The organism is Microcoleus sp. PH2017_12_PCY_D_A (assembly GCF_020738565.1).
Classification (GTDB): domain Bacteria; phylum Cyanobacteriota; class Cyanobacteriia; order Cyanobacteriales; family Microcoleaceae; genus Microcoleus.
Map to the genome: position 1 here is coordinate 1 of NZ_JAEQCI010000077.1, position 26,644 is coordinate 26,644.

The following is a 26,644-nucleotide window of genomic DNA, read 5'->3' on the forward strand; positions in this document are numbered from 1 at the left end:
TGAGGAAGCTAATCAAAACTTCTTTGTGCTGGGGGGAGGCAAAGATTTTTTTGAAGCCAAAATCTGTCTTGGGATTGATGAAGTTCATAATTGGTAACGGGTAATTGGGAATTGGTAAAGGGTGTTTAATTGTGGGATCTTAATCATAACAGTCCTTCCATTTCTAAGTCTTCAATTATCTGCAAACCGCGCGGGTCGCCGACTCGCAAGAGGGAAGATTTAGCATCTTCCCGCACGCCCATATCTTCATCTTCTTCTAATGCTTCAATTAAAGCGTCGATCGCCCCAGCGTACACTATATTATTCGGGAGTTCGCGCGCCAGTTGCCCGATCGCCCAAGCGGAATTACTTCGCACCGCAGATACAGAGTCTCTCCGCAGCGCTTCAATCAACGGCGGAATCCCGGCAATCACGACATAGTAACCAACTTTTGCCATTTGACCGAGGGAACTCGCCGCCCACAAACGCACCGCCGAAATATCAGTTCTCAGAGCATCAATTAAAGATGGCAAAGCGCGGTGATCTCTGCAATTTCCCAGGGCCCAAACTACCCCTTTGCGAACGTAACCGTTCCAATCGCGGTTGAGTTGCTCGATCAGCGGTTCCACAGCATCGGAACTCGGATTTCGCCCCAACGCATAGGCGGCACTTACCCGCACCAAGGGGCAACCGTCTCTCAACAAATTAATTAAATGCGAAATCGCGCGATCGTCCTGCAATTCGCAAAAAGCCCGCGCCGCCATCATCCGGTGCTGAGGTTCCGGCGATTCCAGCAAAGGCAGCATTTCCTCTGGATCTGGTAGCGGGGGGTCGGATTCATCAAAACGATCCAAAGGGCTTTCCAGTTCCGTATCAAGATCGAGGGCGTTGGAGTAGTCGTTATTGTTCATAAAAAAACTTTACCGCACAGAGGATGCTCCGAGTGCAACTCAGCCAACAGTCAATAATTGTAGGGTGCGCACTGCGCACCTTACTACAAACAAATACCTCTGCTGTTACCTAAGTTTGTAGTGAGGACTTCAGTCCTCATAATTTAGATGAATCAGAACTAATGTCCCGACTGCAAACAAATACCTCTGGTTTTTCAAAGATATTTGATCATCCAGACAGAATGACTCTCATAGCCTAATTTTTGATAGAGATTCATCGCCGGCTGATTGCTCAAAAAAACTTGCAAACCAATTTGCCGATCGCCCCTGGAACGCGCCCAATTTTCTGCTTGAATAACTAAAGCTGCACCGAGTCCTTGACGGCGGTGTTCCGGTGCTATGTAAAGCAGAAAAATGTGACCGTGGCGCTCTCCAGTGGTTTGGTCGATCGCATTTCCCAACCACAAACATCCGACAACCGATTTGGGATTGGCAGACTGCGAGGGCAGCCCCGGCAAACTTTCTGCCTCCAAGGGGCTGTTTTTCAGGCACTCAACCCACCAAAGCGGCGTCTGATTAGAAAAATACTGCTCGACAGTTTGAGCCAAATGTCCCAAGTCGCGATCGGGGTAAAGCTCTCGGTAAGTATGGTGCAGGAACTTTAGCAGTTTTGGGCGATCGAGTCCAGAACCCGATCGCAGCCCGTAGCCCGGTATCAACTGAGCCGACATCAGCGAATTTGGACAGGGAGAGAGGAATAATTGAGCCCCAAGAAAATAGGATTCACTCCTACCGCTTGCTTTTGGGGGATCGGTTCCTCAATCGGTGCCGGGGCAGCCATGTCAGCGGGCAAAAAGATGCGAGCGCTGACTGCTACCAGAGCCACGAAAAATACTAATATCGCTATAAATGGAGCAATGTATTGACGAATGATAGTCATAACCGCAAAAAATGATTCTTGAGTAGATATTATCAAGTGTACCATACAAATCTTGTCAGTTATAATGGCTGGCAGTGGAAAATTAGCTCAACACTTCTAGCGATCGCAAATACCAACAAACACCAAATAAAATATTATGAGTGCCTCGCCTGCTGTTTATGAAGCTCTGGCTAAGTCAATTGTTTTTTTGAATCAAAAGCCCAACGCGCAAAATCAAGTCTCGCGCTTCCTGGACAATAACGGCTACTATATCGATCGCATATTGGACGACAAAGAAACCGGATTTTACGCGATCGGCTTCGGTTCCTCCGACCCCACCAAACCGCCAGTCCTCGTATTTCGAGGTACAGACTTCATCGATGGCGACGCTATGTTTTCTGCCTCCCGCGACATAGGCTTACCCGAATTTGAAAAAAACAAAGATAGTATCAAAAACTGGCTCACAGAAATCGGTCAAGATACTGCCAAAAACCCCAACAAATTATTGCCCGATGTCGTCGGGCACAGTTGGGGCGGAGCGATCGCTCAAATCGTAGCCAGCGAATACACATCTCTGACCCGCGATATCTTGACTTTCAACTCTCCCGGAGTTTCAGCGAGTATCGCCAGCAATTTTCGGAAAAATCTCAGCAGGGCCGGCAACAAAAATGTCAGTCACTACATTGTCAGCGGAGATATTGTCAGCTTGTTTGGCGAAGCATTTATCCAGGGAAAAGTATTTCTCCAAAGTTTTACAGACCCGAGTATTAATCCCTTAAGTGTTTTAGCCAAACATCGAACCGAAAATTTGTTAACTACCCCGCCCCCCGATTTTTTACAGAGGCAATTTTCCCTCGAAAACTTAAACAGTCCCGAATTTGCTTACAGTAACAACGACTCAGATTTTAACGAGTTTATCGCTGCGCTAAATTTTCCCCTAGCCAATGTGTCAGTGGCTATCAGAAACCGAGCCGGTGCAGAAAGTTTGAGAACAGCCCCAGAATTTTCGTTTGTGGACTTAATCAGACAAATGCAATTCGGTTTAGCTCCTCTGCAACCGAATTACTTATTAGGCGACGCTCGCAACAATGCTGCTAGCGGCGGCCCTGGAGAGGATACAATTATCGGCAATGCAGGTAACGACACTCTCAGAGGCAATCGAGGTAATGACAGCATCAGCGGCGACAGTGGCGACGACTTCTTGTACGGCGGCAGAAACAACGATTTTTTGGAAGGCGGCGACGGAAACGACTTAATTTCCGGCGAGTTTGGCAACGATTTCTTAATTGGTGGTGCAGGGCGCGATCGCTTTGTATTAGAATCCGGTGGCGGAGCAGATACGATCGTCGATTTTCAAAAGGGTGAAGATTTAATCGGCCTATCGCGGGGTCTAACTTTCCCTCAAATTATTGTCACCCCAAGTCTTGACGGAGCTGTAATTACTATCCCGATTACTGGAGAAATTATTGCTACCGTCAGAGGCGTGTCGGCTAAGGACCTCACGCGACCGGATTTTGTGCAGATTTAATGGATAAAAAATTGTAGTTTGGGTGGCGCAAAAACTGCAAGTTCTTGCGCGCAAATCTTTTTTCGTGTGTTTTTGGCTCTTGCGAAATCCGCTGCCACAAGCCGACTATTGGGTGATTTTAGGAACGCGCAATAATAGAAATGAATATTGTTTATCAACGTAATTTACTGTAAAATGAGTTGACTAGCTTAAAAAGCCAATCCCAATCAAACGACAGGAAATAAAAAGAATATGCCCTCCTCCCCCGCTGCTTACGAAACTATAGCCAAGCAATTAGTTTACATAGATAACAACCCCCAGTTACAAACTGTAGTTCAAGCTGGTTTGACGGCTGCCGGCTACCGAATCGATCGCACCTTTGACGATCCCCTAACTGGATTTCACGCGATCGGCTTAATCTCCACCACCCCAGACAAACCGCCAGTTCTAGTATTTCGCGGCACCGACTCCCTCGTAGACGACCTTGCCAACGCAGACAAGCGAAGCGTCGGCTTCAACCAATTTGAAGCCAACAAACAAGCCCTAGGAACATGGCTGACACAAATCGGTCAAGATACAACAAAAAACCCCCGCCGCTTGCAACCAGACCTTCTCGGACACAGCCTGGGCGGCGCCATAACCCAGCTAGCCGCCACAGAGTTCACATCTGCGATCGGAGATATTGTCACCTTCAATTCTCCCGGAATTGCTCAAAATATAGTCAATACATTTAAGCAGAAAGCGGGTGCAGGCAAAAATGTAACTCACTATATAGTTAGTGGCGATTTTGTTAGTTTGGGAGGAGAAGCTTTTATCCCAGGAAAAGTAGTTCTTGAAACATTTACCAACCCGATTATTAACCCTCTACTTGTCTTAGATAAGCACACGCAAGCAGGCTTATTGACAACTCCTCCTCCCGGTTTGACGAAGACAGAGATATCTGTAGACCAGTTGAACCGCCCGGATTTCACTTTCACAGATTCAGATTATTTAGAGCTGTTAGCAGGCTTAGACTTTGCCCTGCCACCCTTAGGAAAAGCGCTGGCTTCCCGCAGCAGTTTAGAGCAATTGAGAACCACTCCGGGAACCTCTTTTATCGGCAACATTGTGGCAATGCAAACTGCTCTCGACCTCTCCAAAATTAATAATTTAGTAGGCGACGACGCCAACAATACAGCATCAGGTTTGGCAGGGGAGGATATTATCACTGGTAATGGGGGAAACGATACTCTCACCGGCAACCGCGGCAACGATATTATCAGTGGCGGCTCAGGAAATGACCAGCTATTCGGCGGCAAAGGAGATGACAATTTGAGCGGGGGAGACGGGGACGATACCCTCGTTGGCGGAGTGGGTGCGGATCTGTTAATTAGTGGCGCTGGACGCGACGTATTTGTATTAGGAGCAGGCGCCGGTACAGATACACTTCTAGACTTTCAACAGGGTCAAGATTTAATTGGTTTGACCAGAGGTTTGAGCTTCAACCAACTGAGAGTTACTCAAGCCGATATTTCAACAACCATCGAAATTGCCAGCAGTGGTGAAGTTCTTGCCAGTTTCTTCGGCATACTAAACAGTCCGCTTACAGCCCGGGATTTTATTTCGATTTAGTTGGCGGCTGACAATACAGATATTCGGTAGGGACACAACAATGGGAGCATCTCATTTTTGTAAAAAGCATTTTCTCTTTGAGTGCTGTTCCCGGTCGCGTGTTTTACACGCACGTGAGCGGGGACAGCACTATAGATGCAAAACTGAGATGCTCCCCACAACAATGTTGTGTCCTCTATTTTGTGGAGTCAACTAGGAACGTCAACAGATACAATTTAATTAATCAGGATCGTCCAATCCAGGCCGGGGCATAGATGCTAATTTTTTCTCATCTTCTAGCGGCAAAAAGAAAATAGTCAGCATACCGGGAATCACAGCCAGTGAACTGAACAAGAAATAATTTTGATAGCCCAATCCAGTCTGTAAATAGCCGCTAAAAACACCAGGAATCAACACTCCTGCCGCCATAAAAGCCGTGGTAATTGCATAGTGAGATGCTTCGTATTCAGGGCGAACAGTCCGCATTAAGAACACTGTATAGGCAGCTACGCCCAGTCCGTAAGTAAATTGCTCGATCGAATTTACAGCATAGGCCCATTCAATCCCCGGTTGATTGATTGCCAACATCCAATACAGTACATTAGTTGAATTTTGCATAATTGCCGTCGGCCACATCCATTTTTTCAATCCTTGTGTTGCAATCAAATAACCGCCCAGCAACCCTCCGATTAACAGAAACATTACTCCTAAAGTACCCGATAACAAGCCCATTTCCGACGTAGAAACCGCCAATCCTCCTTTCTCAACTTTATCCATTAAAAATGGAGGAGCCATTTTAAAAGTCAGGGCATCGCCCAATCGAAAAATCAAGACATAAGCCACAATCCAACCAATTTTATCTTGCTGAAAATAGGTTCTAAATGCCTCGACAAAGCTGGTTGTTTGTTGGGGTGCGCCTGTTTCCGCAGCATAATTTCTAGGATAGGGAAGATACCACCGCTGAAACAGATAAATCAGCACAAAAATCAGCGCGCAAATGCCAAAGGCTGTCGCCCATCCGTAGTTAATCGGAGACACATTATAAGACGAACCGAAAAGTGATAGCGGAATCTCCTGATATGTTTTAGTATCGCCTGCATTTACCGGGATTAAATGCTGTTCTGCTAGTTTACCTGCCAAGAAAACCAAGACACCGCTACCGACAATCACGGCACCTCTATAAGCCGTGTTGCGAACACCAACAAATAGTGCTTGTTTGTCTTTATTGAGAGTGTTTAAATAAAATCCGTCAATGGCGATGTCGTGAGTAGCTGAAACAAAGGCGATCGCTGTAAAGACAACCAGCGATATAATAATAGCCAGGGGCGTCAACACACCAAAAGCTAGGAAAGCAAACAGAAAAGCACAAATGATTTCCGTTGTTAAAATCCACTTGCGTTTAGTGGAATACATATCAACGACGGGCCCCCACAAACCTTTTAATACCCAGGGAAAAGACAACAAACTTGTCAATCCGATCAGTTCGTTACTGGTTCCCATCCCTTTCAAAAAAATCACCGACATTAAATTAACGACGGTGTAAGGGAGACCCTGAGCGAAGTATAATACTGATACCCACAATCCATCGATCGGTTTTTTTTCCATTGCAGACATATTTGGGCTAACTACTGATTTGGTTTACTGAGTGCGATCGACAATTTCCGGTCACTGCAACCACTTGCATCACAGTATATTAGTTTTGGACGCACGGGTAGCCAGAAACCGGGTTTTTTAGGAAAATATTTCGTTGCAGCCAGCAAATTTGGTAAAAAACCCGGTTTCTTTTGTCTTGATTCGTCCAGGACTGTATGTGTGATTCTGATGCTAGCGACAGCCATATAAATCGTTTATTTTAGCATCATTGTGACTCAGAAATATTTTCATCTTTTGAATAAGTCTGCAAAAGATGTTTTCCGTAGTGTTGCGACGGATGCGAGGTAAGCGCGAACATTCTTGTCCCAGTCAGAACTGCCGTAAGTTTGCAACAGATCCAAAGCACTTTCTTCTATTTTGTCGCGTTCAGCAGTTGTCTCTCCACAAGTTCATCAATCTCCCGCTGTGTAGGAAATATTTCTGTTATTTGGGCGCCCAGTAAAAGTAATTGCTTTAAATTAGGATACTTCAAATTACGCAAATCAGTAGCATTAACTTGAGTGTTTCCGTTAAACAGCCGGAAAAACGCATCTACCAAGCTCGAATTCAGATAAACTGTCAATCCGCGCGCGAGGGTGAGGTCTAATCCGCGTCCCTGTTGGTTAAAATAATTTAAATGGTTCTCAAAACCAACGCTAGAACTATTAATTTTGTTGGCATTCCAGACAACTGCAACGATTCGCTTTTTCTCTTCCTTGGATGAGAAGCGCTTGGTCAAAACATAATGTTCGTTAGGTATGAGCAGTGCAGCCGTTCTTTCTGTAACAGCTAAAGCTTGATGTTTCCTAGTTACTGTGGGATATTCAACATAACCAGCCGAGAAATGTGCTGGATAAATCAGCGGAACAGTACCGTTGTCTGGTTCCAGACGCAAGTCAGAGCTAACGCGAAAATCTACAACTTTCCCGGTAGAAACTGTTAAGCCTAATTCCTGTAGAGTGCAAGTAAATTGAGCCATTTCCTCGACTACTTGCTGGCTGACAGCATCCGGTAAAATCCGAATAAATTGCTCGGAATCTTTGGGGTTAACTAGATCAGTATATCGTAACTCATGAGACAAAATTAGCTCATCATCAGCAATGTGGCTGGAAGTTATAAGTAAAGTATCTGGCTTTTCTATTTGTTTCCTAGCGCGCACAATAATAGTTTCTTGCAGCACCCCATCATCGCGAAATATTTCCTGTCGCGATTCAAAGATGTGTATTTGGCGTAAAGCCATCATTTGCAGGAAGACTTGGCGGAAATCTCGAAAGTATAAACCGTTGCAAAAGCTGCGGGGAGTAATCGAGACTAATTCACCGTTTGGTTTGAGCAGTTTAGCTGCTGCAACTGTGAAGCCGGCGTAGAGATTGCTGGTTTCTACTCCTATAGAACGCAGCCAGGTTCGGGCTTGGGATTTAGCGTCTATCTTGGCATAGGGAGGATTGATAATTGCATTTGTAAATTCCTGTTTTACTTGCTGTGTAAATAGACTGGGCTGCAACATATCGGCGCTGTCTTGTATGAAATCCATTTGACGAATTTCACTGGTAAAATATATCCCCAAACGCTGACATTCACTCCTGCACAATTCTAAGGTTTGTTTGAGGTAATCAATCAAAATAATGTCTATTTCATAAGCGGTAACGTGCAGGCTGCGCGGCTTGTTTGGGCGCTGGCAAAGTTCGCAAACAACGGCTGCTAACAGGGAACCAATACCTGCACCGGCATCTAAGAGGGATATATCTGGGCAGTTAAATTCAAACATTCCAGCCATCAAAGTTGCTACGGAGGAAGGGGTTAAAAATTGTCCTTTTTCTCCCCTCTGGCTTTGCTGCAATTTTTGGGTTGCTTCTAAACGCAATAAATCTACTCTATCGAGTAAATTGCTGGCAGTTGAGTTGCTTTTATTTTGAATGTTTAGTCTTTGCCAATCAGATAGCATAACATCGAATATAGCGCTTGTTTGAGAGCTGACATTAATTTTAACTCTCCATTATAATGCGATCGTTACCCATTTCTGTAAATTTCCATTCACTTATTTCAATATTGATATCTATATTGACAAATTCCAGCGCTGTTTTTAATGATGAATAGACCGTCTCATAAGGTCGGAGATCGGCATATTCATAACTGATAAAGCAAACAGGGAGATTTGGATAACCAACAATTGTAATATTTGACGGTACATATCTGGGCCAACCATCTTCAGGATTGCCTTGATGAATTAAAACTTTACCAGTTAGTTGATGTTTGCTACTTGGCTGTATGCTAGCAAGCAGACACGGTTGGAGGCTGCGGAATTCGTCAAGGATCTCAAAGAAAGTTGAAAAAGCGACAGATTGACCGAACTGGTCTTCCATGATATCCCAAGGCAGGGTGTTTGATTCTCCAAAAAGTCGATGCGGTATCCAGTTAACAAAGTGCCAATATGGAGGTGTTCCTTCATCAATTTTAATTCCATTATAAAAACAAGCAGACTTATAGCCTATTACAAAAGCCATAAGTGCGGTCAGGGTTAGACCGTTATTGCCCAGATACAATTTTGGTCGGGTACGCACGAGGTCAAATAAGTCATAATAATTTTTAATTACTGGTTGTTCGATCGCAGTCATATCAATACGCTATCTGTTGTTTTACTTATCATAGCTAAATGATAGCAAAGTTTCGCCCATTCTGTCTTTTTTCGCCCAAATAGGCACTAATACGCTATCATATTAGCAGTTTACTGTCTTCCAATCACAGCAAAGGGGAGCCATGAGTCAAGAAAATTTTACATTTCTACTTGATAGCGAAAAAAAAGAGGCGCTGAGGGCGATCGCGAATGTCACCGATCGCGATTTAACATATATTTTGAATGAGGCGATCGCTTCCTATCTGGAAACCTATCAATGGCTGCTCGACGAGATTCATACAGGTCTGGACGAGGCAGAAGCTGGAGACTTTGCCAGCCATGATGAAGTGCAAGCCGTTTTTGCCAAGTTGACCAATGGAAATTAAGTGGCTGCGGAATGCTTTGCGAAATCTAGAACAGGCTCACGCATATATTGTCAAAGACGACGATCCAGAGGCAGCAAGGCAATTAATTTTGAGGATTCAGGGTAGCGTAGGTCAACTGGCAGAATTTCCTTTGATAGGCAGAGTTGGTCGCGTGGAAGGCACTAGAGAACTTGTGATATCTAATACATCTTATCTTGCGATCTATCGGGTGAAACAAGAAACCGTAGAAGTTTTGCGCGTTCTTCACGCTTCCAGAAAGTATCCAGACAATTAATTAAGTGGGCATGAATAAACATCAAACCCTGAAAAGCGGTTTTGAAAGAGACGCTGAGTTTCTGGGATTTCTGTTTTTTAAGTCTATTTATCTACTCATCTGGCCGCTAAATATACTAATGTGCCAAAATGTCAAGCGGACGATCGCACTCCAAGTCCGTAAAAAACAGTTAAACGCTCTCTCACACATTCCTCATGCGAAAACACAAAACATTCTTTTTGTCAAGCCTGTTCGCGATCGGCTTAACAATTAGTTTTCTGCTGACTCCCGGTTGGTTATCAAACTTGTTCCCTTCACGGGCGATCGCACTTACTCCCCGACTCCCCCAAACCAGCGAATTTCGCGGCTTCTGGGTAGACGCATTCAACCCAGGTTTCAAAACGCCTCAAGAAGTCACAAAGTTGATTGCAGACGCACAGAGGGCTAATGCGAACGCGATCGTCGCCCAAGTCCGCCGCCGCGGCGATGCTTTTTACACGAGTGCGATCGAACCCCGCACCACCGATCCGAATGTTCCAGCAGGTTTCGATCCCCTCCAAGATTTGATCGACAAAGCCCACGCCGCAGGTATAGAAATACACGCCTGGATGGTGACGCTACCAGTAGTTTCCGGCGGCAAACTTCCCGCCAATCACGTTTGGCAAGAACACGGGCCCAATGCGCCAGGAAAGGACAATTGGGCGATGCTGATTTCGAGTGGCGAAGCTAAAGGTTTCCTCGATCCCGGCAATCCAGACGCGCTAGATTATACTGTTTCCGTCTATTTGGACTTGCTGAAGCGCTACGATGTGGACGGCGTACAGCTAGATTACGTGCGCTACGGCGGGCCGAATTGGGGCTACAATCCTACTTCGATCGCCCGTTTCAACCAACAAAACGGTCGATCGGGCAAACCGGCAGCCAGCGATCCCCTGTGGATGCAGTGGCGGCGCGACCAGGTGACAAATTTAGTGCGGAAGCTTTATGTAGAAGCCATGGCGATTAAACCGCGGGTTAAAATTACGGCAGCGACGATCGCCTGGGGAGACGGCCCGGCTGACGAAACAGGCTGGTATAAAACGCAACCGTACAGAGAAGTATTGCAGGATTGGCGCGCTTGGCTCGAAGAAGGTATTCTTGACATGGCGATGCCGATGACTTACCAGCGCGAGTACAAGCCGCAGCAGAAGATGGGTTACAACCACTGGATCGAGTACGCTAAAGACCACCAGTACAACCGCCAAATTGCGATCGGCCCTGGCAACTATCTCAACTACATCGAAGACACCCTCGCCCAAATCCGCCGCGCCGAAGCGCCTTCAGCGCAAGGGAATCGCGTAGCGGGTACGGTTTTGTATTCCTACGCTAGCAGCAACGTGTACGCGAACGTCGAACTGCGATCGGGCGGCAGCAGCGGAGATTTGCCCCGCCAGCCTTGGAAATACGTTCCCCAAAGCAACGATTTGTTTTACAACGCGCTGTCGCAGCCCAGTCAATACGTTGACGGCGCGACGGGCAGAACTATTCAAACTCAGCCTGTGTGGGCGACTCCGGCGGGGATTCCTGATATGCCTTGGAAGTCGCGGCCGACTGCTGGGGCGATCGCCGGAAATTTGCAACAGTGCGATCGAACCTGCGACGGCGCGAACTTGACATTGCAGGCAATTAATGCTGGTGGCAAGGTGCGCCAACTGCGGGCGGATGGTAAAGGATGGTTTGGGGCGATCGAGCTTACTCCGGGAACTTATCAGTTGAAAGTTGACGGGAGTCAAATTCAACAAACAGTTAATGTTGTCGCAGGTGAAGTCACAAAAGTAAATTTCGCTAGTTTGTAGCGTGTCAGCTTAGCCGAAAATACCCCCAGAGTTTGTAGGGTGTGCAGCCCGCACCTTACTAATTTAAGTCTCATAATTGCAGTCGGTTTTAACCGACTTAAGCTCTTACTGCCATGTTCGTCGCTCCTAGATATTAAGTGAAGTATTCAGCAAAATCAAAACTATTTGCTTTGGTTTGCTATGTCACAATCCTAGGAAATTAACTCGGTTGAAAACATCTGAAAAAAGTCTCGATTCTGACATCAACGAAATGAGTATTCTCGATCGCTCCTCTACCTTCAAAAAGTCTCGATCGCGCATCACTGTCGAGTGCGATGTTCGCGTTTCCTATCCCGATCGGCTATAACTTTAGTCGGAGATGCCAGCATCAAACCAAAATTTATCCTCAGAAACCAGGTTTCTCGTTTGTTTGTTGAGAATGCTGCCGTTAGGCCAGTTTTAGTAAATTCGACACTATTTTAGCTGTTTTGCTTGCACAAATCTATCGCTCGCGCGATCGTCGTCTAAGACAGGCTCTGTAACCTTTTAGCTCATTCTTCAGCAAGCCCTAGATAGAGTTGGTGAGTCCAGGATTGTATTAGTTTTTGTTGCAAACTTCTTTAACAAATTGATACTCCGCATTATATTTTGGCGTAAATGAAGGTTCCCACCACGCTCCTGCTTTTTTGACAGCACCTTGTTTGTCGGTCAAAATATAGTTAGTAGGACGAATCATAGAGGTTGGACAGTAAACTCTAAAATCTGCTTTCAATCTATCTCCATCAGAATAAACTAAAGTTGTTGAAGCAAGATATAGTTCTGGTTTATCAAGCAACTTAACCGAAATTTGAGAAGATGGCATAGGAGTTAGTTTAGGTAAAATTAGTTTTGGTGTTGTTGGATAAACTGGTAATGGTTGTGGAGTTGGTGTCGGTGGATAATTTGGTGATGGCTGTGGTTGAAATGTAACTATAGGAGATGGAGGAATTGGCGATGGTTGTGGTTGAAATGTAACTATCGGAGATGGAGGAATTGGCGATGGTTGTGGTTGAAATGTAACTATCGGAGATGGAGGAATTGGCGATGGTTGTGGTTGAGGTGTAACTATCGGAGATCGAGGAATTGGCGATGGTTGTGCTGAAGGTATAACATTTGGTGATTTAGGAGTAACTGGAGTTTTGGGAGTAGGAGATTCTTGTAGTTGTGAAGCAGACTTAGAAGGCTGTGTCGGCGAAGCTATTGATGGAGTTGGTGCAACTGGAGTCGATGTTGGATTAGAACTCGCTGATTGTTCTGGTTGTTTGGTTATCCAAAATCCTGCAATAATAGCCGTTGCAATGAAACTACCAAGCAACAAAGTTTGTTGAATATTCCCAAGTTTCGATGGAGCTACGGAAATAACTGTTGGTTGTTGAATATTCTCAGGAATATCTGCGATGGTAGGACGGATAATTTGATGAACCTGAGATGTTTGAGATTGCAATGCTTGCAGCATTTCGCGTGCTGTAGTATATCGATCGCAACTATGAGCAGAAGTTACTTTATCTAAAATAATAGCGAGGGTAGGACTAACTTGGGGAGCATATTGCTTCCAAAGAAATTCGCCTGTATAGTTATTAGTTTCTATATCCTGTGGCTGTTTCCCTGTTAGTAAATAAATAGCAGTTAATCCAGTAGCGAATAAGTCACTACTATAAACTGGTCGTCCGGCGGCTTGTTCAGAAGACATAAACCCACGAGTGCCGATCGCAATTGAAATCTGCGGACTTCCCGAAGAAGTAATGGTAGTAGCTATGGCTTCTTTGACTGCACCAAAATCTATCAACACAGGCTTTTGGTCGGATTGTCTAATAATTATATTGTCTGGTTTAATATCCCGATGAATAATGTGTTTTTGATGAACGTAATCTAAAATTGGTAAAAAATTAACTAGAAAGTCTCTGACATAACTCTCGCTGAAACTGGATCGTGATTGGATTGTATCTGTGAGAGTCATGCCATCTATGAGTTCTTGAACCAGATAAAAGTCATTGTTTTCTTCAAAATAAGCATAGAGTGTCGGAATCCGATCGCTGTGGCTACCCAAATCTTCCAAAATAGCTGCTTCTCGTTGAAAACGCTCTTTAATTAATGGATAAAGTTGCGGATGGTGAGAAACTGGGTGTAGTTTTTTAACTACACACCGCCGTCCTGATGGCATTTGGGTATCTTCTGCGATGAAGGTTTCCCCAAACCCACCAGAACCAATAGATTTTAAAACTTGATACCGATTATTTAATAGCATAGTTGGGTGTCAAATATTGTTTTACGACATACAGCTCTAAAGTCAAGCTAATTAAAATATTCCGACGCGACTCAACGATGTTCCGGGAACCCGATCGTGATACTCAGCTTACTTGATGGAGAATCAGATTTTGCGATCGCCCGAACCTCTTTGCACCCAGCTTCAGAAACAGCGAAGATTTGGCTCGCTTTCCTTTCTACAAACTTCACCATAACTGAAGCACAATCAGGCAAAAAGATTAAAAAAAAGGAAACTTCCTGAAATTGAGTATATGGAAGGTTATTTATAATATGACAAAATTATGGCAAATAATTTGTGTCTGGGATTTGAATTGTAACAGAGAGGCAAAATGAGCCAAGGGCGAGCGATTTTTAGTTTAATAGTAAGTTTGGCTGTTGTTGGTGCTAACTCTGGCGCAGTCTTTGCAGAGCTACAACAAGACAGTGCGGCGATACCAAACCACATAGCTCAGCGACAGCGTAATTGCAGCAATCCTCAAAGTAACGTAGAGTACAAAGAGTGTGCAAGGTTAAGGTATGAAGCAGCGGATAGACGACTCAATCAGGTTTATCAACAACTGGTTGCTAAATTAAGTCGTAAAGAGCGCTCTGTACTTTATGAAAAACAGATAAAATGGATTAAGTCGCGGGACAAAACTTGCGAATTAGAAGTTTATGACAATCGCGGTGGTACGGGTTATCAAGGTTTTCTCAATGAATGCTTGGAACGCAAGACCAAACAACGTACCGCTGAATTAGAGAATTATTTAAAAAAAAGATAAGGAATAAAAAGGATAGTTTATGAAAAAGCAATCGATTTTAGGAATTCTGCTCAGTTGTACCGTGTTGGGAACTGGCTATCTCACAAAACCCCAAACTGTAAATGCTGCACCTGCATCTCTATTTACACCCATAATCCGGGAGGTTAAGAATCAGATTCCGAGAGGATGGGTAATGCGCCTGCCTTCAAGTGTTAATATCAGCAACACTAAACTTTACCCGGAAGTCATTACAACCATCCCCGGAGAGTTTGCAGTATTTCTGAATTCACAACCAAACTGCATGACCAGATCCTGTTACTTTGGAGTTATTGCAGTAGCAAAAAATTCTGAATATGCTAATAGTCTGCGTTCCAAGCATATCTTTTCTAAGACATATCTGCCAAGAGTTAGGGCAATTAGACAACGCGATTATCAAACTCGGACAGAATCAGAGCAAAGACTATTAAATAGCTTAGATATGGCAGTGCTAGAAAGAACACCTATTACTTTAAAACCAGGAATTCAGGGTGTTTTCATTGTTCAGAATGGGGGAGGGGCTTCAACTCCACCTTCTTTACACGTTCTTTGGAAACAAGATGGTTTGAATTATCGAGCAAGTATAAAAGGTGGATTCGATTACGACCGGAGTGCTGTAATCCAAAGCCAGAAATCAGCATTGATTAATTTAGCTATTTCGATGGCTAAAGAGTCTCCGATTAAAAGTGCTAACTAATTTTAACTAAAGGTCATTAACGTTTACAGACTGCAAGCCTCAAATCGGTTTACCTCTAAACGAAGACTAGGTTGCACGATCGCCAATTGGAGGGCGATCGCATCTTACCTCCTCATCGCAGGGGGCGATCGACAAACGGTGTTGCGTGTTTTTTGTACCGCGCAACACCGTATTTTATTCACACTTAAAGTAGTGTAATTTCAGGAAACTAAATGATGGTAAATTGCGTTGTATCGTTGATATTTAGGTTGCCTGTAATTAGACAGGAGTGTAATCTTTAACCGCATCGCTCTTGAGGAATTCTTGATAAACAGATTCATCGCCAAAAGAGTCGATCGAAACTTGAGCTTTTGGCATCGGTATTAGCGGAGTTTGGACGGGGGTATATTTGCAATAGCAGACGACAATCGCCTCAAACTCGTTAGTAGGAATTGCTGTTGGATATTCTTGTACCCTCACAACTTCCCAATCTCCAGTACGATAGTGAGTGCTAGAACCGGAACCGTCAGCGCTGTGAAACTCCAGCAATCTGTATCCCGGTGCGGGGATAGGTTCGTTGGATGAATCAAAATACTCTGCAAGGATATCAGTGTAAGCCCCTGTGTGGGCTAACAACCGATTATCTGCCCCCTCCTCTTCAGTCTCTTCGGCACGAAAAATTAGATATTTTCTACCCATCACTCAATCCTCCTCGGTTTCTTCCATGTAATCAGGGAATTCAGTTTTGCCCTTAAAAATGCAATCCCATTTGAGAACGGAATTATTTTGATTGCGCTCAATCCGTAATAACTTCCAACTATATTTCTTTTCCATTGCTGTACATCGCCAGCGTTCAGTAACCGAATGGCTAGAGGTAACTTGTTCTGGTTGCTGGTTTTCACTCACGATACTTCTAACTCTCCATCGCTGACTCGAACTAGCAAATCACCGACTTCGCAATTTAAAACCTCGCACAGCCGATCTAAAGTGTCCAAGGGAATAGATTTTGCCTTGTTTCTCTCGATTTTTTGGATGTTAGCCAGCGACATCTCCAGTATTCTAGCTAACTCGTTTTGAGAGATCGATCTTGATGTCCTGACATCTTTAAGCCTGATTTTCACAACCATTAACTAATAACTGCTCAATTAATACTTTACCTTACTTATAGTAGTCTAACCATTAGTATCTCTAATGTAAAGCATACTAATGGATATGAAACTGTCATGAGTATAATCATTAATAGTATTACTAATGGTTGGTATACTAGATGTATGACAAAGCAGGAAACCCGAATTGTCTAGACGGACAATCTGTTTTTATTGCTGGGAACCGATCGAACGCGATATGACATTTTGCATCAACCGGGTTTCTAGGCGTACTTCACAAACCTGAAAACTGCTGTAAATTCAACGGGGCCGATCGCGAAACGGTGTTGCGCGTTTTTTGTACCGCGCAACACCGTATTTCATTCACTCTTCAAGCAGTGCGATCGCCTGAAAACTAGCTGACTCTGAATTGGTTTGCATCGTTGATATTTAGACCAGAGGGTGCATCTTGAACGATCCCGATCAACTCCATGGGCTGTAAAGGTCCTTTCTTGAAAATTCCCATATCTTGAATGCCTGCACTCCCGGATTGCAGGGAACCGGGGACGGATCTGAGCTCGTAGTCACTGCGCGACCCACCCAGTTGAATGACATCCTCACCGACTTTGAAGTCGAGGATGCGGCCAAAATCGCTCAGGCCATCAATGCCAATGTTGCCATTGAAAAAGTCTACAAAATTGTCTAACAAGCCGTCGCGATCGTCATAACTGGTTTGCCCCAACTGTCCCAGCACAAAAGTATCTCGACCCGCGCCACCGACGAGTAAATCGCTCTCACCCTTGCCTCCTCCGATTTCGGCACCTTGAATTCGATCGTCCCCGTCACGCCCGAAAAGAAAGTCATTTCCTGCATTGCCCAACAGGGTGTCGTTCCCGTTACTGCTTGCGAGAAAATCATTTCCGTTACCACCAGTAGCATCGATGTTTGCCGATACATTATCCGTATCCATGCGATCGTTGCCATCTCCCCCCGTGAATTGGATCGCTCGAACACCACTTGCCACGCCTAGATTGCGGATATTCAACACATCATCGCCACCCAAACCATTAATTGCATTAAAACTTTCGATGCCTGTGGTTGTTAAGGTTATGGGGACGAGATTGCTGCGCTGCAATATAATGTTTGAACCTGATGAGCTGAGGGTAATATTATCCCCTTGGGCGATCGAACCGTTGAATAACAAGTTATCGCTACCGCCATCACCTTGAATCAAATCGCTGCCGTCGCCATCCACCCATTCAAATGCGTCGTCTCCGTTGCCACCGATCATCGTATCGTTGCCTTTGTCGCCAGCTAGGAAATCAAACCCATCGCCACCTTCTAGCAAATCCGTATCGTCACCACCTCGAAGGGTATCATTTCCTAATTCTCCCCTTAAAGTATCGAAGCCGGCTCCACCAAGTAGGCGATCGTTCCCCGCCCGGCCCGAGATGTCGTCACCGCTAGGGCCACCATCGATCAGATTGTCACCAGAGTTGCCAGTTAAGACATCTTGATTGTTACCGCCAATTAAGTTTTCAATGCCGATGAAAGTCCCGCTACCTCCAAAAAAAGTTGCTTTGTTTGTTTCTAAGGAAGCATTTATGTTATTGCCAAATCCCAAATAGGTCGCTGTATCGAATGTTCCGTCTCCACCATCAAGAAGATCGTCCCCAAAAAAACCGCCAAACAGAGTATCGTTTCCGCCAAATCCCCGCAGGGTATCGCTAGCAGAAGTACCGTTCAGATTGTCGTTGCCGTTGGTTCCATTAACTAATGCCATGTTCGTTGCTCCTAATTATTAAGTGAAGTATTCAGCGAAATCAAAACTGTTTGCTTTGGTTTGCTATGTCACAATCTTAGGAAATCAACCCCGTGCAAAACATCTGAAAAACGTCTCGATTCTGACATCAACGAAATGAGTATTCTCGATCGCCCCCCATCTGCAAAAAGTTGCGATCGCCCATCGCGGCCGAGTGCGATGTCCGCACTTCCTATCCCGATCGGCTATAACTTTAGTCTTGGTTCGGAGGGGTAGCATCAACGAAAGTTAGAAAATTGCCGAGTTTTATCGACATTTACTCTGACTTGCAGTATTTTTTGGGAATATTGGAGAGCCAAATCTACTGGAGGCCAGGTCATGACCGCGATCGCATCCCTACTAAAAACCCAACCCCAACCATTTCGCTTTCTGCTGTACACCGAATGGATCATGTTAGGCAGTTGCGGGGTGATGGCTGCGATCGAAGCCTGGGATCGCCAAAGTATTCCCGTACAGCACGTTGCCATCCTGATCGCCCTGGCCTTGATGGGATGGATGTTGCCGGCCGGCAAAACTCCGGTGCGCTATCTCTATACGGCGATCGAAATGAGTCTGATCTTCTACGGAACTACCTTGGGATACCTGCACATCCTACCGACGCTGTATTTAATCGTGTTGATTCGCAGTTGTTTTTTATTTGAAGCGCCCGGTAGGTGGATCGTGGCAGGTCTTTCCCTGGCAGTGTATATGATTCATCAGTTTCAGTACCTTCAGAGGATGATACCCATGATGTTGCCTAATGTCGAGCAACAACAAATTTGGATGCACCAGACGGCAGAATTGTTGATGTTTGGGTTGGGTCTATTTTTTGTGTCGCAGTTGGTCAGTACCTTGCTAGCAGAACGCAGAACTCAGGAACAACTATCGCAAGCCCACGCGCAGCTACGGGAATATGCCCTGCAAATTGAAGATTTAGCAGCAGTTCAGGAACGCAATCGCATTGCTAGAGAAATTCACGATTCCCTGGGTCACGCCTTGACTTCGCTCAACATTCAACTGCAAACCGCCGTGAAACTCTGGCAGCACGACCCCATACAGGCACAACCGTTTTTGGAACAAGCCCAGCGACTCGGTAAGGTGGCGATGAAAGAAGTTCGACAATCGGTCAATGCGCTGAGAGCAGACGCAGAACCAGAAGAAACCTTAGAACAGGGAATTGCCTCGCTGTTAGAAGACTTCCGCCAGAGTACGGGTGTCACTGTTAGCAGCAGCATTTGTGTGGAAGTTGTATTACCGCCTCAAGTTGTCAAAACGCTCTATCGGATTTTGCAAGAATCGTTGACTAATATTTGCAAATACGCCGAAGCTACCGAGGTTCGCCTGCAATTGCAAACCACGCGCGATCGAGTGCTTTTGACTGTTGAAGATAACGGGCGGGGATTCCAGTTGGAAAGCGGTACTGCCGGATTTGGATTGCGAGGAATGCAAGAGCGAATTGCTTCTCTCAACGGAGAGTTTCACCTGGAAACATCACCCGCAGCGGGGTGCAGAATTGACGTTAGCCTGCCGTTAAGTAGGTAGACACAAATACACCACTTCGTGTAACAAAATGTAAAACTCACGTAACCCGTTTTGGCGTTTTTTCTTTATCTGTGCAATTAAGAACTATCATGGGATCGTAGATTTAGGAACGTACCCATGATTCGTCTCTTGCTAGTTGACGATCAGCAGCTTATCTGCCAAGGACTCAAGGCTATGTTAAATCTAGAATCAGATTTAGAAGTGATTGGAGTTGCCCATAACGGTAAAGCTGCTTTAGAGCAAGTTGAAGCTCTCCAACCCGATGTTGTATTAATGGATTTAAAAATGCCCGTGATGGATGGTAGAGAAGCGACTCGCCTGATATGTCAGTCTTTTCCCAACACGAGTGTCTTGGTGTTAACTACCTTTGATGACGATGGATACATTGTTGATGCGATGCGAGCCGGGGCTAAGGGCTATTTGTTGAAAGATATGCCATCGGAAGAGTTAGCGCAGGCGATTCGTTTGGTGCAATCGGGTTATACTCAACTGGCTCCTGGTTTAATGGATAAGCTATTGACAGGATTCTGTGCGGTACCTGGGACTCCAGCAACTGCGACTCAACCATCGAAACTCCCCGCACTGGCACAATTAACTCCGCGCGAACAAGAGGTATTGCAGTTAATTGGTAAAGGTTTAACTAACCGAGATATTGCTCAGGAGTTGTTTATTTCTGAGGGAACAGTGAAGACTCATGTCACTCATTTATTGAATCGGTTGAATTTGCGAAATCGATCGCAGTTGGCAATTTATGCTAATTCTGCGATCGATATCTGAATCACTCTAATTTTTTTATTAACCGCAGAGGCCGCAGAGGGCGCAGAGAGAGGCTGCACAATTGAGCTCGGATTACCGCTGCATACTTTACTTAAGCTACAATAAAATTATCCTGGATCGAATTGCGATATTTTTGGTGAAGCTATGCTAATAACAGAAGCCCCTTTCACGCTACGCAAATGGACAGTTAAAGAATATCACAAGCTGGGAGAGATGGGATTTTTTCACCCAGAGGAACGAGTCGAATTAATTTCAGGAAATATTATCAGAATGAGTGCAAAAGGAACTGCCCATACTTCGGCTTTAGGGCGCACGGATAGATTGTTTCAAGACTTGTTTAACAATCTGGCATGGGTACGAATGCAAGATCCGATCGCCCTCGAGGACAATTCCGAACCCGAACCCGATATCGCTGTAGTCATTATAGATCCCTTTGACTACGCCACTCACCATCCGACTCCCTCAGAAGTATATCTAATTATCGAAGTCGCAGACAGCAGCTTAGCTTACGATCGCGAAATTAAGGCCAGCATCTACGCGCGATCGGGAATTGTGGATTATTGGGTATTAAATGTGAATGACAGACAACTGCACGTTTTTCGAGAACCTGCTGATGATGGCTATCAAAGCGAAGTCATTCTTGAGGAAGCTGCCAGCATTTCACCGCTGCAATTTCCCGCTTTTAATATCGCAATTGGGGAAATGCTGCCGCCCATTATATCAATGAAACCGCTATAAAACTCGTGCAAAAATCTCAGTCGCTTAAAAACGATTTAAGTTAAAAACCCCGCGTTTAAACCTCGTGCTAACTGATAATTATTTTGCGTTTTGGTGATAGCGACTTAAATCACTGTCCAGTGACCAAATAAACACTTCACTCATGGGGAAGCGCTGGCACGACTTATTAAATTCTTCAATAATACTGAGATCGCCGAAGCTAGTTCCTTCATACTTATCAGGGGCTTTGTTTCTGCCAGCTAGATCGGGAAAATTGTCAATCCACAGTAGTATCTCTGCTGTATTGGGGAATTGAGTAAGTGACCAAGGGGCTTGACCCTTAAATGCAGCTTTAACTTCTGCAACAAAACCTATGGCTGTTTTCCTTCGCATTGTACCGTCGCCATTCTGGGCAATGTGGTTGCCTGTTTCTATTATAGTTGCCATCGGTAACAAAAAAGTACAACCAGATTCAGCATAAATCTTATAATCTTCGAGGACTAATGCCCTATCCTGATTGCAGTTGGGAACATTAAGAAAGTTGAGGAAAACGCTAGTATCGATTAGGCAAATACTACTCATTCCCGTACTCCTGCAAACGAGACAGCCATGCCATTGCTTGCTGTTTTCTCTCATCAGGCGTGTGCGGCGACTTGACAAATCGATCGACTACTCCAGCAGTTACTAATTGACCGAGGGAGTCTTGCGATATCAGGCTGGGAAACTCATACATATCTCCGAGTCGCACAAGGCGACTATCCCCTTGTTGCGGATCTCGGTAACAAAACACTACATCACCGAGGGCCGCATCAGGTAAGGCATCCATGAGAGCGGGATTGTGAGTAGAAAGCAGCACCCGCAAATGACGGCGCTCAGCAATATCTCGGATGCTGGTGAGTAGATGTTTGGCGCGGTTGGGATGAACGCCATTATCTATTTCTTCGATGACTACTAAACTACCTTCAGTTGCTGATAGCATGGCTGCTGTAATTGCTAGCACCCGCAAAGTGCCATCAGATAACAAAGCAGCCTCGCAATTGCGCGGTTTATTACCGAAGGTTTCTACCAGCCGCACCATCACTTCATCTCGCGGGCCAAAAATGAAATCTAGTCCTTCTATAGCTTGCTCTGGTAAACTCTGAATAAAATTTAAAATTGTTTGTTGATTGTCTTGGTTGTTCCATAGCCGAAACAAAACGCTGGAAAGATTAGTTCCATCTTCCTGTAAGCGTTTATCCGATTTGAAACTGTACTCGCGCATTTTTGCGGGAACTGGATCGAGAAATAGGATATTTTGCAAGACTCTTTGATATTCGCGGACAGTTTGAGGAATAATTGTTTGCGATTTCTGGTACTTTGCATCAAAACGAGCAGGTGTGTCTAATTGGGCAAATATCGCCATTTGATCGCTGCAAATTACTCGTGGCTTATTTTTTCCTTTGGTAAAGTTGTTATAGGAAACATCAACATCCGTCCCTATTCCTTCAGATGGTTTATTTAGGTCATATAGAGGTATTTTAGGTATTTGAGGTGTTTGAGTTGTCGAACCAACTATACGCTCACTACTAATATGCAGTTCTCCTTCACGCACGTTGAGGGATATATCAAGTTGGTTCCACTCAGTTGCATCCAAGCGACAACCGATAGTAAAACTAGACTGTCCAAGATAGCACAAATCATCTACCCGACCGCGTATAATGCGATCGGCATTATTGACAGCATACTGAATATTAGTGAGTTTTTGACCTTGCGCCAACCATGACAGAAAGCGTAAACCTTCAATTACATTACTTTTGCCTGCGCCGTTGGCTCCGATGAGCACAGTCAGGGCTCCAAGTGGTAATCGGCTTGTTTTGTAACTCTTGAAGTTTGCGAGAGTAAATTCTGTCAGCATAGAGTTATATAATCGCAGTCGGTTTTAACCGACTTAAGCTTTGAGCCAGGGGTTTTAACCCCTGGCGGACTGTCGGACTACCGAGATATTTTAAGGACTAAAGTCCTCACTACAAACCTAATCGCTTTCGAGAATGCCTGCCAGCAAAGCTTGCTGAGCGTGCATCCGATTTTCCGCTTGATCCCAAACGCGCGATCGCGAACCTTCAATCACCGCATCGGTAATCTCTTCATCCCGGTGTGCCGGCAAACAGTGCAGTACAATGGCATTGCGATCGGCAAACTCCAGCAGTCGTTCATTTACCTGATAAGGTTCAAACAAAGGAATTCTGAGTTTAGCCTCCTCTTCCTGTCCCATACTCGCCCAAACATCAGTGTAAATTACTTGAGCATTCTTAGCCGCAGCTTCCGCATCAGCAGTCACAGTAACTTCTGTTTTGCCATTAGCAATCGCCTGAGCTTTTGCCACTATCTCAGGATTTGGCCGGAAATCTTCAGGACAAGCAATTCTGACATTCATCCCCATCATTGCACAGCCCAACATCAGCGAATTCGCCATGTTGTTGCCGTCTCCAAAATAAGCCAGCGTCACTCCTTCCAGCTTGCCAAAATACTCTTTTACTGTCATTAAATCCGCCAGCACTTGACATGGATGTTCGTCATCGGTCAGGGCATTAATCACAGGAATTTTGGCATAATTGGCAAAAGTTACTAAATCTTTTTGCTCGAAAGTCCGAATCGCCAAAATGTCTAAATATCGGTCTAAAACCCTAGCTGTATCGACCAATGGTTCGCCGCGGCTGACTTGTGTTACATTGGGATTGAGGTCGATTACTTGCCCTCCCAATTTGTACATTGCCACTGTAAAACTCACCCGCGTTCGCGTTGAAGCTTTGGAAAATAACAAGCCGAGAACTTTATTGCGTTTCAGCTTGACCATTCCCGATTTTAAACTGGCTGCTAGATCCAGCAAATAATTTAATTCGTCAATGCTTAAATCGGCCAAACTTAATAAATCTCGTCCTTTTAGTGAATCCATGCTTTCCCCTACACACAAATTTTCAACTGTCAATAAAAACGGTTCGTAGTGAGGACTTTAGTCCTCTAAATTAGAGGACTAAAGTCCTCACTACGAACCTTACTTTTGCCGAGCCCCTCTCCCAGGATTTTAAACTGCAGGCAATTGCTCGATCGCGCGATCGATCGATTCGCAACCTTGCTCCACCGTTTCTACCACAGCCAACACCCCCCGCAATTCCGCAGCACCGGGGAAACCCTTAGCATACCAGGTTAAGTGCTTGCGCGCTTGAGAGACACCGCTTTCACCTTTGTATTCCCACAAAGCCCGCAGATGTTCTTTAGCACATTCAAGCAGTTCAATTGGTGTCGGAGGTATCTTTTCCACACCTGTTTTCAAGAAATGATCGACTTCTCCCACCAAGAATGGATAGCCCAAAGTTCCCCGCGAACACATCACTCCGTCGGCGCCAGTTTCTTCGAGACAGCGCACCGCTGCTTCCACGGAAAAAATGTCTCCGTTACCAATGACTGGAATCGACAAAACTTCCTTAACGCGGCGAATCCATTCCCATTTTGCCGGGCCAGTGTAACCTTGCGATCGCGTGCGGCCGTGCACGGTAATCATTTTTGCTCCCGCATCTTCCATCCTCCGAGCAAATTCCACAATATTAATTTCTTTGTCAGTCCAACCGATGCGAGTTTTCACTGTCACAGGAACATCTACAGCATCCACAACCGCCCGCACAATTGCCTCTGCTGTTTCCGGATCTCGCAGCAGCGAAGAACCGCCGCCGTTTTTAGTAATTTTGTTAACCGGACAGCCCATATTAATATCAACAGTATCCGCTCCTTCTGCCACAGCTTTCTGCGCCGCTTCTGCCAAGAAATTCGGCCGGCAGTCAAACAATTGAATGCTAATCGGGCGCTCGTTTGGATCGATTTCCATAATTCGCGGCAGTTGCTTCACGTAGTGCAAACCCGTAGCATTCACCATTTCGGTATACATCATTGAATCCGGCGCGTAGCGGCGCACCAGGCGGCGAAATACCAAATCGGTAACGCCGGATAAGGGCGATTGCAGGACGCGACTTTTGACTTCAAAGTCGCCGATTTTAAGCGGAGTTGCTAATCTTTCTTTTAATTCTGGAGATAGAGTAAGCATAGTCGATCGCACTTTAATTATAATATCTGTATATTCTACTACACTTCAGCTAATCGAGAGTTGTTCATTATATTTTCAGCCAATGATTGAGCGATCTCCGTTTCAGCAAACAACTTGCGCTATTGTCATTCCTAAACGAAGTGAAGCAATCGCAGGGGCTTGAGATTAGTTCCCTCTGCTGCCGCATCGCTTTGCAATCATGGGTATTGAGACCGACATATGACAGGTGAACTACCCACGCTAAATCGAAGCGATTATAGTGTGGGCTTCTGTACTCACAGGCGAATGCCTCAGAACGGACTTGCGTCCGAGCCTTGGTCTTACTTCCCCTCCTACAGCAGAAACGGCTGTTCCATCCGTGTCTCATATTTAGCGGTAATTTATCAATTTGGCAATAACAATTAGAACAGAGTTTAGAACTGGGGAACCAACGGTCAATTTCAACCAACTTACCACCTTTCTTTTCTAGCTTATAACCGAGAAAATTAGTAAAAGTTCCCCAACTAACATCAGATATTGCTTTAGCTAAATTCTGGTTGCGTACCATGCCTTTGACATTAAGATTTTCTACTACGACAACTTGGTTTTCATTGACGAGTTTTCTTGACAACTTATGTAGAAAATCTTGACGGGAGTTTGCCACCCGTTCGTACACTTTAGCTACTGTTTTTTTGGCTTTGATTCTTGAATTGCTTGCTTTTTGTTTTTTAGCTAGCTTTTGCTGCTTGCGTTTCAGGTTTTTTTCGTGCTTAGCTAAATGTCGGGGATTGTCATACTTAGATATTTTGGAACCATTGCTGACAATAGCAAAATGAGTCAGCCCTAGGTCAATCCCAATTACTTTACCCTCGGTTGAAACCGCTGGATTCTCACCCTCTGATTCTGTTAGTATTGATGCAAAGTATTTGCCAGAAGGCTCTCTGCTTATTGTTACAGTCTTGATTGTTCCTTCTATATTTCTGTGCAATTTAGCCTTAATCTTGCCCACTTTGCCCGGAAACTGAACAATCCCTTCTAGGACTTTGACATTTTGAGGGTATTGGAGCGATTGCTTGCGATGTTTTGACTTGTAACGCGGAAACCTAGCACGACCTGCAAAGAAATTCTTATAGGCAGTGGTTAGGTTAAGCGTCGTTGCCTGCAAAACTTGACTGTAACATTCGGACAGCCAGAGTGTTTCTGTTGCTTTTTTGAGCTGAGGTAGTAAAGCATTAAGTGCTGACTGACCAAGGCTTTTGCCAGTTTCTTTGTAAGTCTCAATTGACTTATTTAGAGCATAATTCCACCACCAGCGGGTGCAGCCAAAG

General features: G+C 44.9%; 27 protein-coding genes and 1 pseudogene. 12 read left to right on the top strand and 16 right to left on the bottom strand.

Annotation, left to right across the window (positions count from 1 at the left end):
• The 4 genes and pseudogenes from JGK39_RS21760 to JGK39_RS21775 all read right to left on the bottom strand — a co-directional run.
• A pseudogene (locus tag JGK39_RS21760) lies at positions 1-88 on the bottom strand (transposase); the annotation flags it as partial.
• 55 nt (positions 89-143) lie between these two features.
• Complete coding sequence (locus tag JGK39_RS21765; RefSeq protein WP_293257459.1) at positions 144-890, bottom strand: HEAT repeat domain-containing protein; 747 nt, start codon at positions 888-890, stop codon at positions 144-146.
• Between the two features lie 194 nt (positions 891-1,084).
• Positions 1,085-1,600, bottom strand: a complete 516-nt coding sequence (locus tag JGK39_RS21770) for a GNAT family N-acetyltransferase (RefSeq protein ID WP_293257462.1) — start codon at positions 1,598-1,600, stop codon at positions 1,085-1,087.
• On the bottom strand, positions 1,600-1,809 hold the full coding sequence (locus JGK39_RS21775) for a hypothetical protein (protein ID WP_293257523.1): 210 nt from the start codon (positions 1,807-1,809) through the stop codon (positions 1,600-1,602). The genes JGK39_RS21770 and JGK39_RS21775 overlap by 1 nt, the downstream gene beginning before the upstream one ends.
• A 136-nt stretch (positions 1,810-1,945) precedes the next feature.
• Between JGK39_RS21775 and JGK39_RS21780 the strand changes: the two genes are divergently transcribed.
• A complete protein-coding gene (locus JGK39_RS21780) occupies positions 1,946-3,316 on the top strand; it encodes an Mbeg1-like protein (RefSeq protein ID WP_293257465.1) in 1,371 nt (456 codons plus the stop codon).
• A gap of 231 nt (positions 3,317-3,547) precedes the next feature.
• Positions 3,548-4,906: a calcium-binding protein gene (locus tag JGK39_RS21785; RefSeq protein WP_293297355.1), complete on the top strand. Its 1,359-nt coding sequence runs from the start codon at positions 3,548-3,550 to the stop codon at positions 4,904-4,906.
• Between the two features lie 219 nt (positions 4,907-5,125).
• Here JGK39_RS21785 and JGK39_RS21790 read toward each other — a convergent pair whose 3' ends face one another.
• The 3 genes from JGK39_RS21790 to JGK39_RS21800 form a co-directional block, all read right to left on the bottom strand.
• Positions 5,126-6,499 (bottom strand): MFS transporter, encoded by a 1,374-nt coding sequence (locus JGK39_RS21790; protein ID WP_293297357.1) that lies wholly within the window; start codon positions 6,497-6,499, stop codon positions 5,126-5,128.
• Positions 6,500-6,890: 391 nt separating this feature from the next.
• Complete coding sequence (locus JGK39_RS21795; protein WP_293297360.1) at positions 6,891-8,462, bottom strand: Eco57I restriction-modification methylase domain-containing protein; 1,572 nt, start codon at positions 8,460-8,462, stop codon at positions 6,891-6,893.
• Between the two features lie 40 nt (positions 8,463-8,502).
• Positions 8,503-9,132 (bottom strand): hypothetical protein, encoded by a 630-nt coding sequence (locus tag JGK39_RS21800; RefSeq protein ID WP_293297363.1) that lies wholly within the window; start codon positions 9,130-9,132, stop codon positions 8,503-8,505.
• A gap of 142 nt (positions 9,133-9,274) precedes the next feature.
• Between JGK39_RS21800 and JGK39_RS21805 the strand changes: the two genes are divergently transcribed.
• The 5 genes from JGK39_RS21805 to JGK39_RS21825 all read left to right on the top strand — a co-directional run bounded on the left by JGK39_RS21805 (position 9,275) and on the right by JGK39_RS21825 (position 11,951).
• Positions 9,275-9,517, top strand: coding sequence for a CopG family transcriptional regulator (locus JGK39_RS21805; RefSeq protein ID WP_293297365.1), 243 nt, complete (start codon positions 9,275-9,277; stop codon positions 9,515-9,517).
• Positions 9,507-9,791 carry a type II toxin-antitoxin system RelE/ParE family toxin gene (locus JGK39_RS21810; protein ID WP_293297367.1) on the top strand — a complete coding sequence of 95 codons (285 nt, stop codon included), beginning with the start codon at positions 9,507-9,509 and terminating at the stop codon, positions 9,789-9,791. Before JGK39_RS21805 ends, JGK39_RS21810 begins: the two co-directional genes overlap by 11 nt.
• Before the next feature lie 10 nt (positions 9,792-9,801).
• Entirely contained in the window at positions 9,802-10,044 is a 243-nt protein-coding gene (locus JGK39_RS21815) for a hypothetical protein (protein ID WP_293297370.1), read from the top strand.
• Positions 10,010-11,605 (top strand): family 10 glycosylhydrolase, encoded by a 1,596-nt coding sequence (locus JGK39_RS21820; RefSeq protein ID WP_293297372.1) that lies wholly within the window; start codon positions 10,010-10,012, stop codon positions 11,603-11,605. Before JGK39_RS21815 ends, JGK39_RS21820 begins: the two co-directional genes overlap by 35 nt.
• A gap of 208 nt (positions 11,606-11,813) precedes the next feature.
• Positions 11,814-11,951, top strand: a complete 138-nt coding sequence (locus tag JGK39_RS21825; protein WP_293257483.1) for a hypothetical protein — start codon at positions 11,814-11,816, stop codon at positions 11,949-11,951.
• Between the two features lie 231 nt (positions 11,952-12,182).
• Here JGK39_RS21825 and JGK39_RS21830 read toward each other — a convergent pair whose 3' ends face one another.
• Positions 12,183-13,868 carry a serine/threonine-protein kinase gene (locus tag JGK39_RS21830; protein WP_293257485.1) on the bottom strand — a complete coding sequence of 562 codons (1,686 nt, stop codon included), beginning with the start codon at positions 13,866-13,868 and terminating at the stop codon, positions 12,183-12,185.
• Positions 13,869-14,217: 349 nt separating this feature from the next.
• Here JGK39_RS21830 and JGK39_RS21835 point away from each other — a divergent pair, with 349 nt between their 5' ends.
• Positions 14,218-14,649: a lysozyme inhibitor LprI family protein gene (locus JGK39_RS21835; RefSeq protein ID WP_293257487.1), complete on the top strand. Its 432-nt coding sequence runs from the start codon at positions 14,218-14,220 to the stop codon at positions 14,647-14,649.
• Positions 14,650-14,668: 19 nt separating this feature from the next.
• Positions 14,669-15,361: a hypothetical protein gene (locus JGK39_RS21840; RefSeq protein ID WP_293257490.1), complete on the top strand. Its 693-nt coding sequence runs from the start codon at positions 14,669-14,671 to the stop codon at positions 15,359-15,361.
• Between the two features lie 258 nt (positions 15,362-15,619).
• Here JGK39_RS21840 and JGK39_RS21845 read toward each other — a convergent pair whose 3' ends face one another.
• From JGK39_RS21845 to JGK39_RS21855, 3 genes are all read right to left on the bottom strand, one after another.
• Positions 15,620-16,039: a hypothetical protein gene (locus JGK39_RS21845; protein ID WP_293257493.1), complete on the bottom strand. Its 420-nt coding sequence runs from the start codon at positions 16,037-16,039 to the stop codon at positions 15,620-15,622.
• 203 nt (positions 16,040-16,242) lie between these two features.
• Positions 16,243-16,467 carry a helix-turn-helix domain-containing protein gene (locus JGK39_RS21850; RefSeq protein WP_293257496.1) on the bottom strand — a complete coding sequence of 75 codons (225 nt, stop codon included), beginning with the start codon at positions 16,465-16,467 and terminating at the stop codon, positions 16,243-16,245.
• Between the two features lie 373 nt (positions 16,468-16,840).
• Positions 16,841-18,208 carry a calcium-binding protein gene (locus JGK39_RS21855; protein ID WP_293257499.1) on the bottom strand — a complete coding sequence of 456 codons (1,368 nt, stop codon included), beginning with the start codon at positions 18,206-18,208 and terminating at the stop codon, positions 16,841-16,843.
• 357 nt (positions 18,209-18,565) lie between these two features.
• On the opposite strand from JGK39_RS21855, the gene JGK39_RS21860 reads away from it, so the two are divergent.
• From JGK39_RS21860 to JGK39_RS21870, 3 genes are all read left to right on the top strand, one after another.
• Complete coding sequence (locus tag JGK39_RS21860) at positions 18,566-19,768, top strand: sensor histidine kinase (protein WP_293257502.1); 1,203 nt, start codon at positions 18,566-18,568, stop codon at positions 19,766-19,768.
• A gap of 117 nt (positions 19,769-19,885) precedes the next feature.
• Complete coding sequence (locus JGK39_RS21865; protein ID WP_293257505.1) at positions 19,886-20,545, top strand: response regulator transcription factor; 660 nt, start codon at positions 19,886-19,888, stop codon at positions 20,543-20,545.
• A gap of 144 nt (positions 20,546-20,689) precedes the next feature.
• Positions 20,690-21,283 carry a Uma2 family endonuclease gene (locus JGK39_RS21870; protein ID WP_293257508.1) on the top strand — a complete coding sequence of 198 codons (594 nt, stop codon included), beginning with the start codon at positions 20,690-20,692 and terminating at the stop codon, positions 21,281-21,283.
• A 78-nt stretch (positions 21,284-21,361) separates the two neighbouring features.
• Here JGK39_RS21870 and JGK39_RS21875 read toward each other — a convergent pair whose 3' ends face one another.
• The 5 genes from JGK39_RS21875 to JGK39_RS21895 all read right to left on the bottom strand — a co-directional run.
• Positions 21,362-21,844: a type II toxin-antitoxin system VapC family toxin gene (locus JGK39_RS21875; protein WP_293257511.1), complete on the bottom strand. Its 483-nt coding sequence runs from the start codon at positions 21,842-21,844 to the stop codon at positions 21,362-21,364.
• Positions 21,837-23,156, bottom strand: coding sequence for an ATP-binding protein (locus tag JGK39_RS21880; protein WP_293257514.1), 1,320 nt, complete (start codon positions 23,154-23,156; stop codon positions 21,837-21,839). The genes JGK39_RS21875 and JGK39_RS21880 overlap by 8 nt, the downstream gene beginning before the upstream one ends.
• Before the next feature lie 117 nt (positions 23,157-23,273).
• Positions 23,274-24,194, bottom strand: coding sequence for an ornithine carbamoyltransferase (gene argF / locus JGK39_RS21885; RefSeq protein WP_293257517.1), 921 nt, complete (start codon positions 24,192-24,194; stop codon positions 23,274-23,276).
• A gap of 129 nt (positions 24,195-24,323) precedes the next feature.
• Entirely contained in the window at positions 24,324-25,337 is a 1,014-nt protein-coding gene (gene dusB / locus JGK39_RS21890; protein WP_293257520.1) for a tRNA dihydrouridine synthase DusB, read from the bottom strand.
• 67 nt (positions 25,338-25,404) lie between these two features.
• On the bottom strand, positions 25,405-26,644 hold a 1,240-nt coding region (locus JGK39_RS21895), incomplete at its 5' end, for an RNA-guided endonuclease TnpB family protein (protein WP_293322389.1).

Coding starts and splice junctions, on each gene's coding strand:
- JGK39_RS21765 (WP_293257459.1), bottom strand. CDS start 890: ATGAACAATAACGACTACTCCAACGCCCTCGATCTTGATACGGAACTG.
- JGK39_RS21770 (WP_293257462.1), bottom strand. CDS start 1,600: ATGTCGGCTCAGTTGATACCGGGCTACGGGCTGCGATCGGGTTCTGGA.
- JGK39_RS21775 (WP_293257523.1), bottom strand. CDS start 1,809: ATGACTATCATTCGTCAATACATTGCTCCATTTATAGCGATATTAGTA.
- JGK39_RS21780 (WP_293257465.1), top strand. CDS start 1,946: ATGAGTGCCTCGCCTGCTGTTTATGAAGCTCTGGCTAAGTCAATTGTT.
- JGK39_RS21785 (WP_293297355.1), top strand. CDS start 3,548: ATGCCCTCCTCCCCCGCTGCTTACGAAACTATAGCCAAGCAATTAGTT.
- JGK39_RS21790 (WP_293297357.1), bottom strand. CDS start 6,499: ATGTCTGCAATGGAAAAAAAACCGATCGATGGATTGTGGGTATCAGTA.
- JGK39_RS21795 (WP_293297360.1), bottom strand. CDS start 8,462: ATGCTATCTGATTGGCAAAGACTAAACATTCAAAATAAAAGCAACTCA.
- JGK39_RS21800 (WP_293297363.1), bottom strand. CDS start 9,132: ATGACTGCGATCGAACAACCAGTAATTAAAAATTATTATGACTTATTT.
- JGK39_RS21805 (WP_293297365.1), top strand. CDS start 9,275: ATGAGTCAAGAAAATTTTACATTTCTACTTGATAGCGAAAAAAAAGAG.
- JGK39_RS21810 (WP_293297367.1), top strand. CDS start 9,507: ATGGAAATTAAGTGGCTGCGGAATGCTTTGCGAAATCTAGAACAGGCT.
- JGK39_RS21815 (WP_293297370.1), top strand. CDS start 9,802: ATGAATAAACATCAAACCCTGAAAAGCGGTTTTGAAAGAGACGCTGAG.
- JGK39_RS21830 (WP_293257485.1), bottom strand. CDS start 13,868: ATGCTATTAAATAATCGGTATCAAGTTTTAAAATCTATTGGTTCTGGT.
- JGK39_RS21835 (WP_293257487.1), top strand. CDS start 14,218: ATGAGCCAAGGGCGAGCGATTTTTAGTTTAATAGTAAGTTTGGCTGTT.
- JGK39_RS21840 (WP_293257490.1), top strand. CDS start 14,669: ATGAAAAAGCAATCGATTTTAGGAATTCTGCTCAGTTGTACCGTGTTG.
- JGK39_RS21845 (WP_293257493.1), bottom strand. CDS start 16,039: ATGGGTAGAAAATATCTAATTTTTCGTGCCGAAGAGACTGAAGAGGAG.
- JGK39_RS21850 (WP_293257496.1), bottom strand. CDS start 16,467: ATGGTTGTGAAAATCAGGCTTAAAGATGTCAGGACATCAAGATCGATC.
- JGK39_RS21855 (WP_293257499.1), bottom strand. CDS start 18,208: ATGGCATTAGTTAATGGAACCAACGGCAACGACAATCTGAACGGTACT.
- JGK39_RS21860 (WP_293257502.1), top strand. CDS start 18,566: ATGACCGCGATCGCATCCCTACTAAAAACCCAACCCCAACCATTTCGC.
- JGK39_RS21865 (WP_293257505.1), top strand. CDS start 19,886: ATGATTCGTCTCTTGCTAGTTGACGATCAGCAGCTTATCTGCCAAGGA.
- JGK39_RS21870 (WP_293257508.1), top strand. CDS start 20,690: ATGCTAATAACAGAAGCCCCTTTCACGCTACGCAAATGGACAGTTAAA.
- JGK39_RS21875 (WP_293257511.1), bottom strand. CDS start 21,844: ATGAGTAGTATTTGCCTAATCGATACTAGCGTTTTCCTCAACTTTCTT.
- JGK39_RS21880 (WP_293257514.1), bottom strand. CDS start 23,156: ATGCTGACAGAATTTACTCTCGCAAACTTCAAGAGTTACAAAACAAGC.
- argF (WP_293257517.1), bottom strand. CDS start 24,194: ATGGATTCACTAAAAGGACGAGATTTATTAAGTTTGGCCGATTTAAGC.
- dusB (WP_293257520.1), bottom strand. CDS start 25,337: ATGCTTACTCTATCTCCAGAATTAAAAGAAAGATTAGCAACTCCGCTT.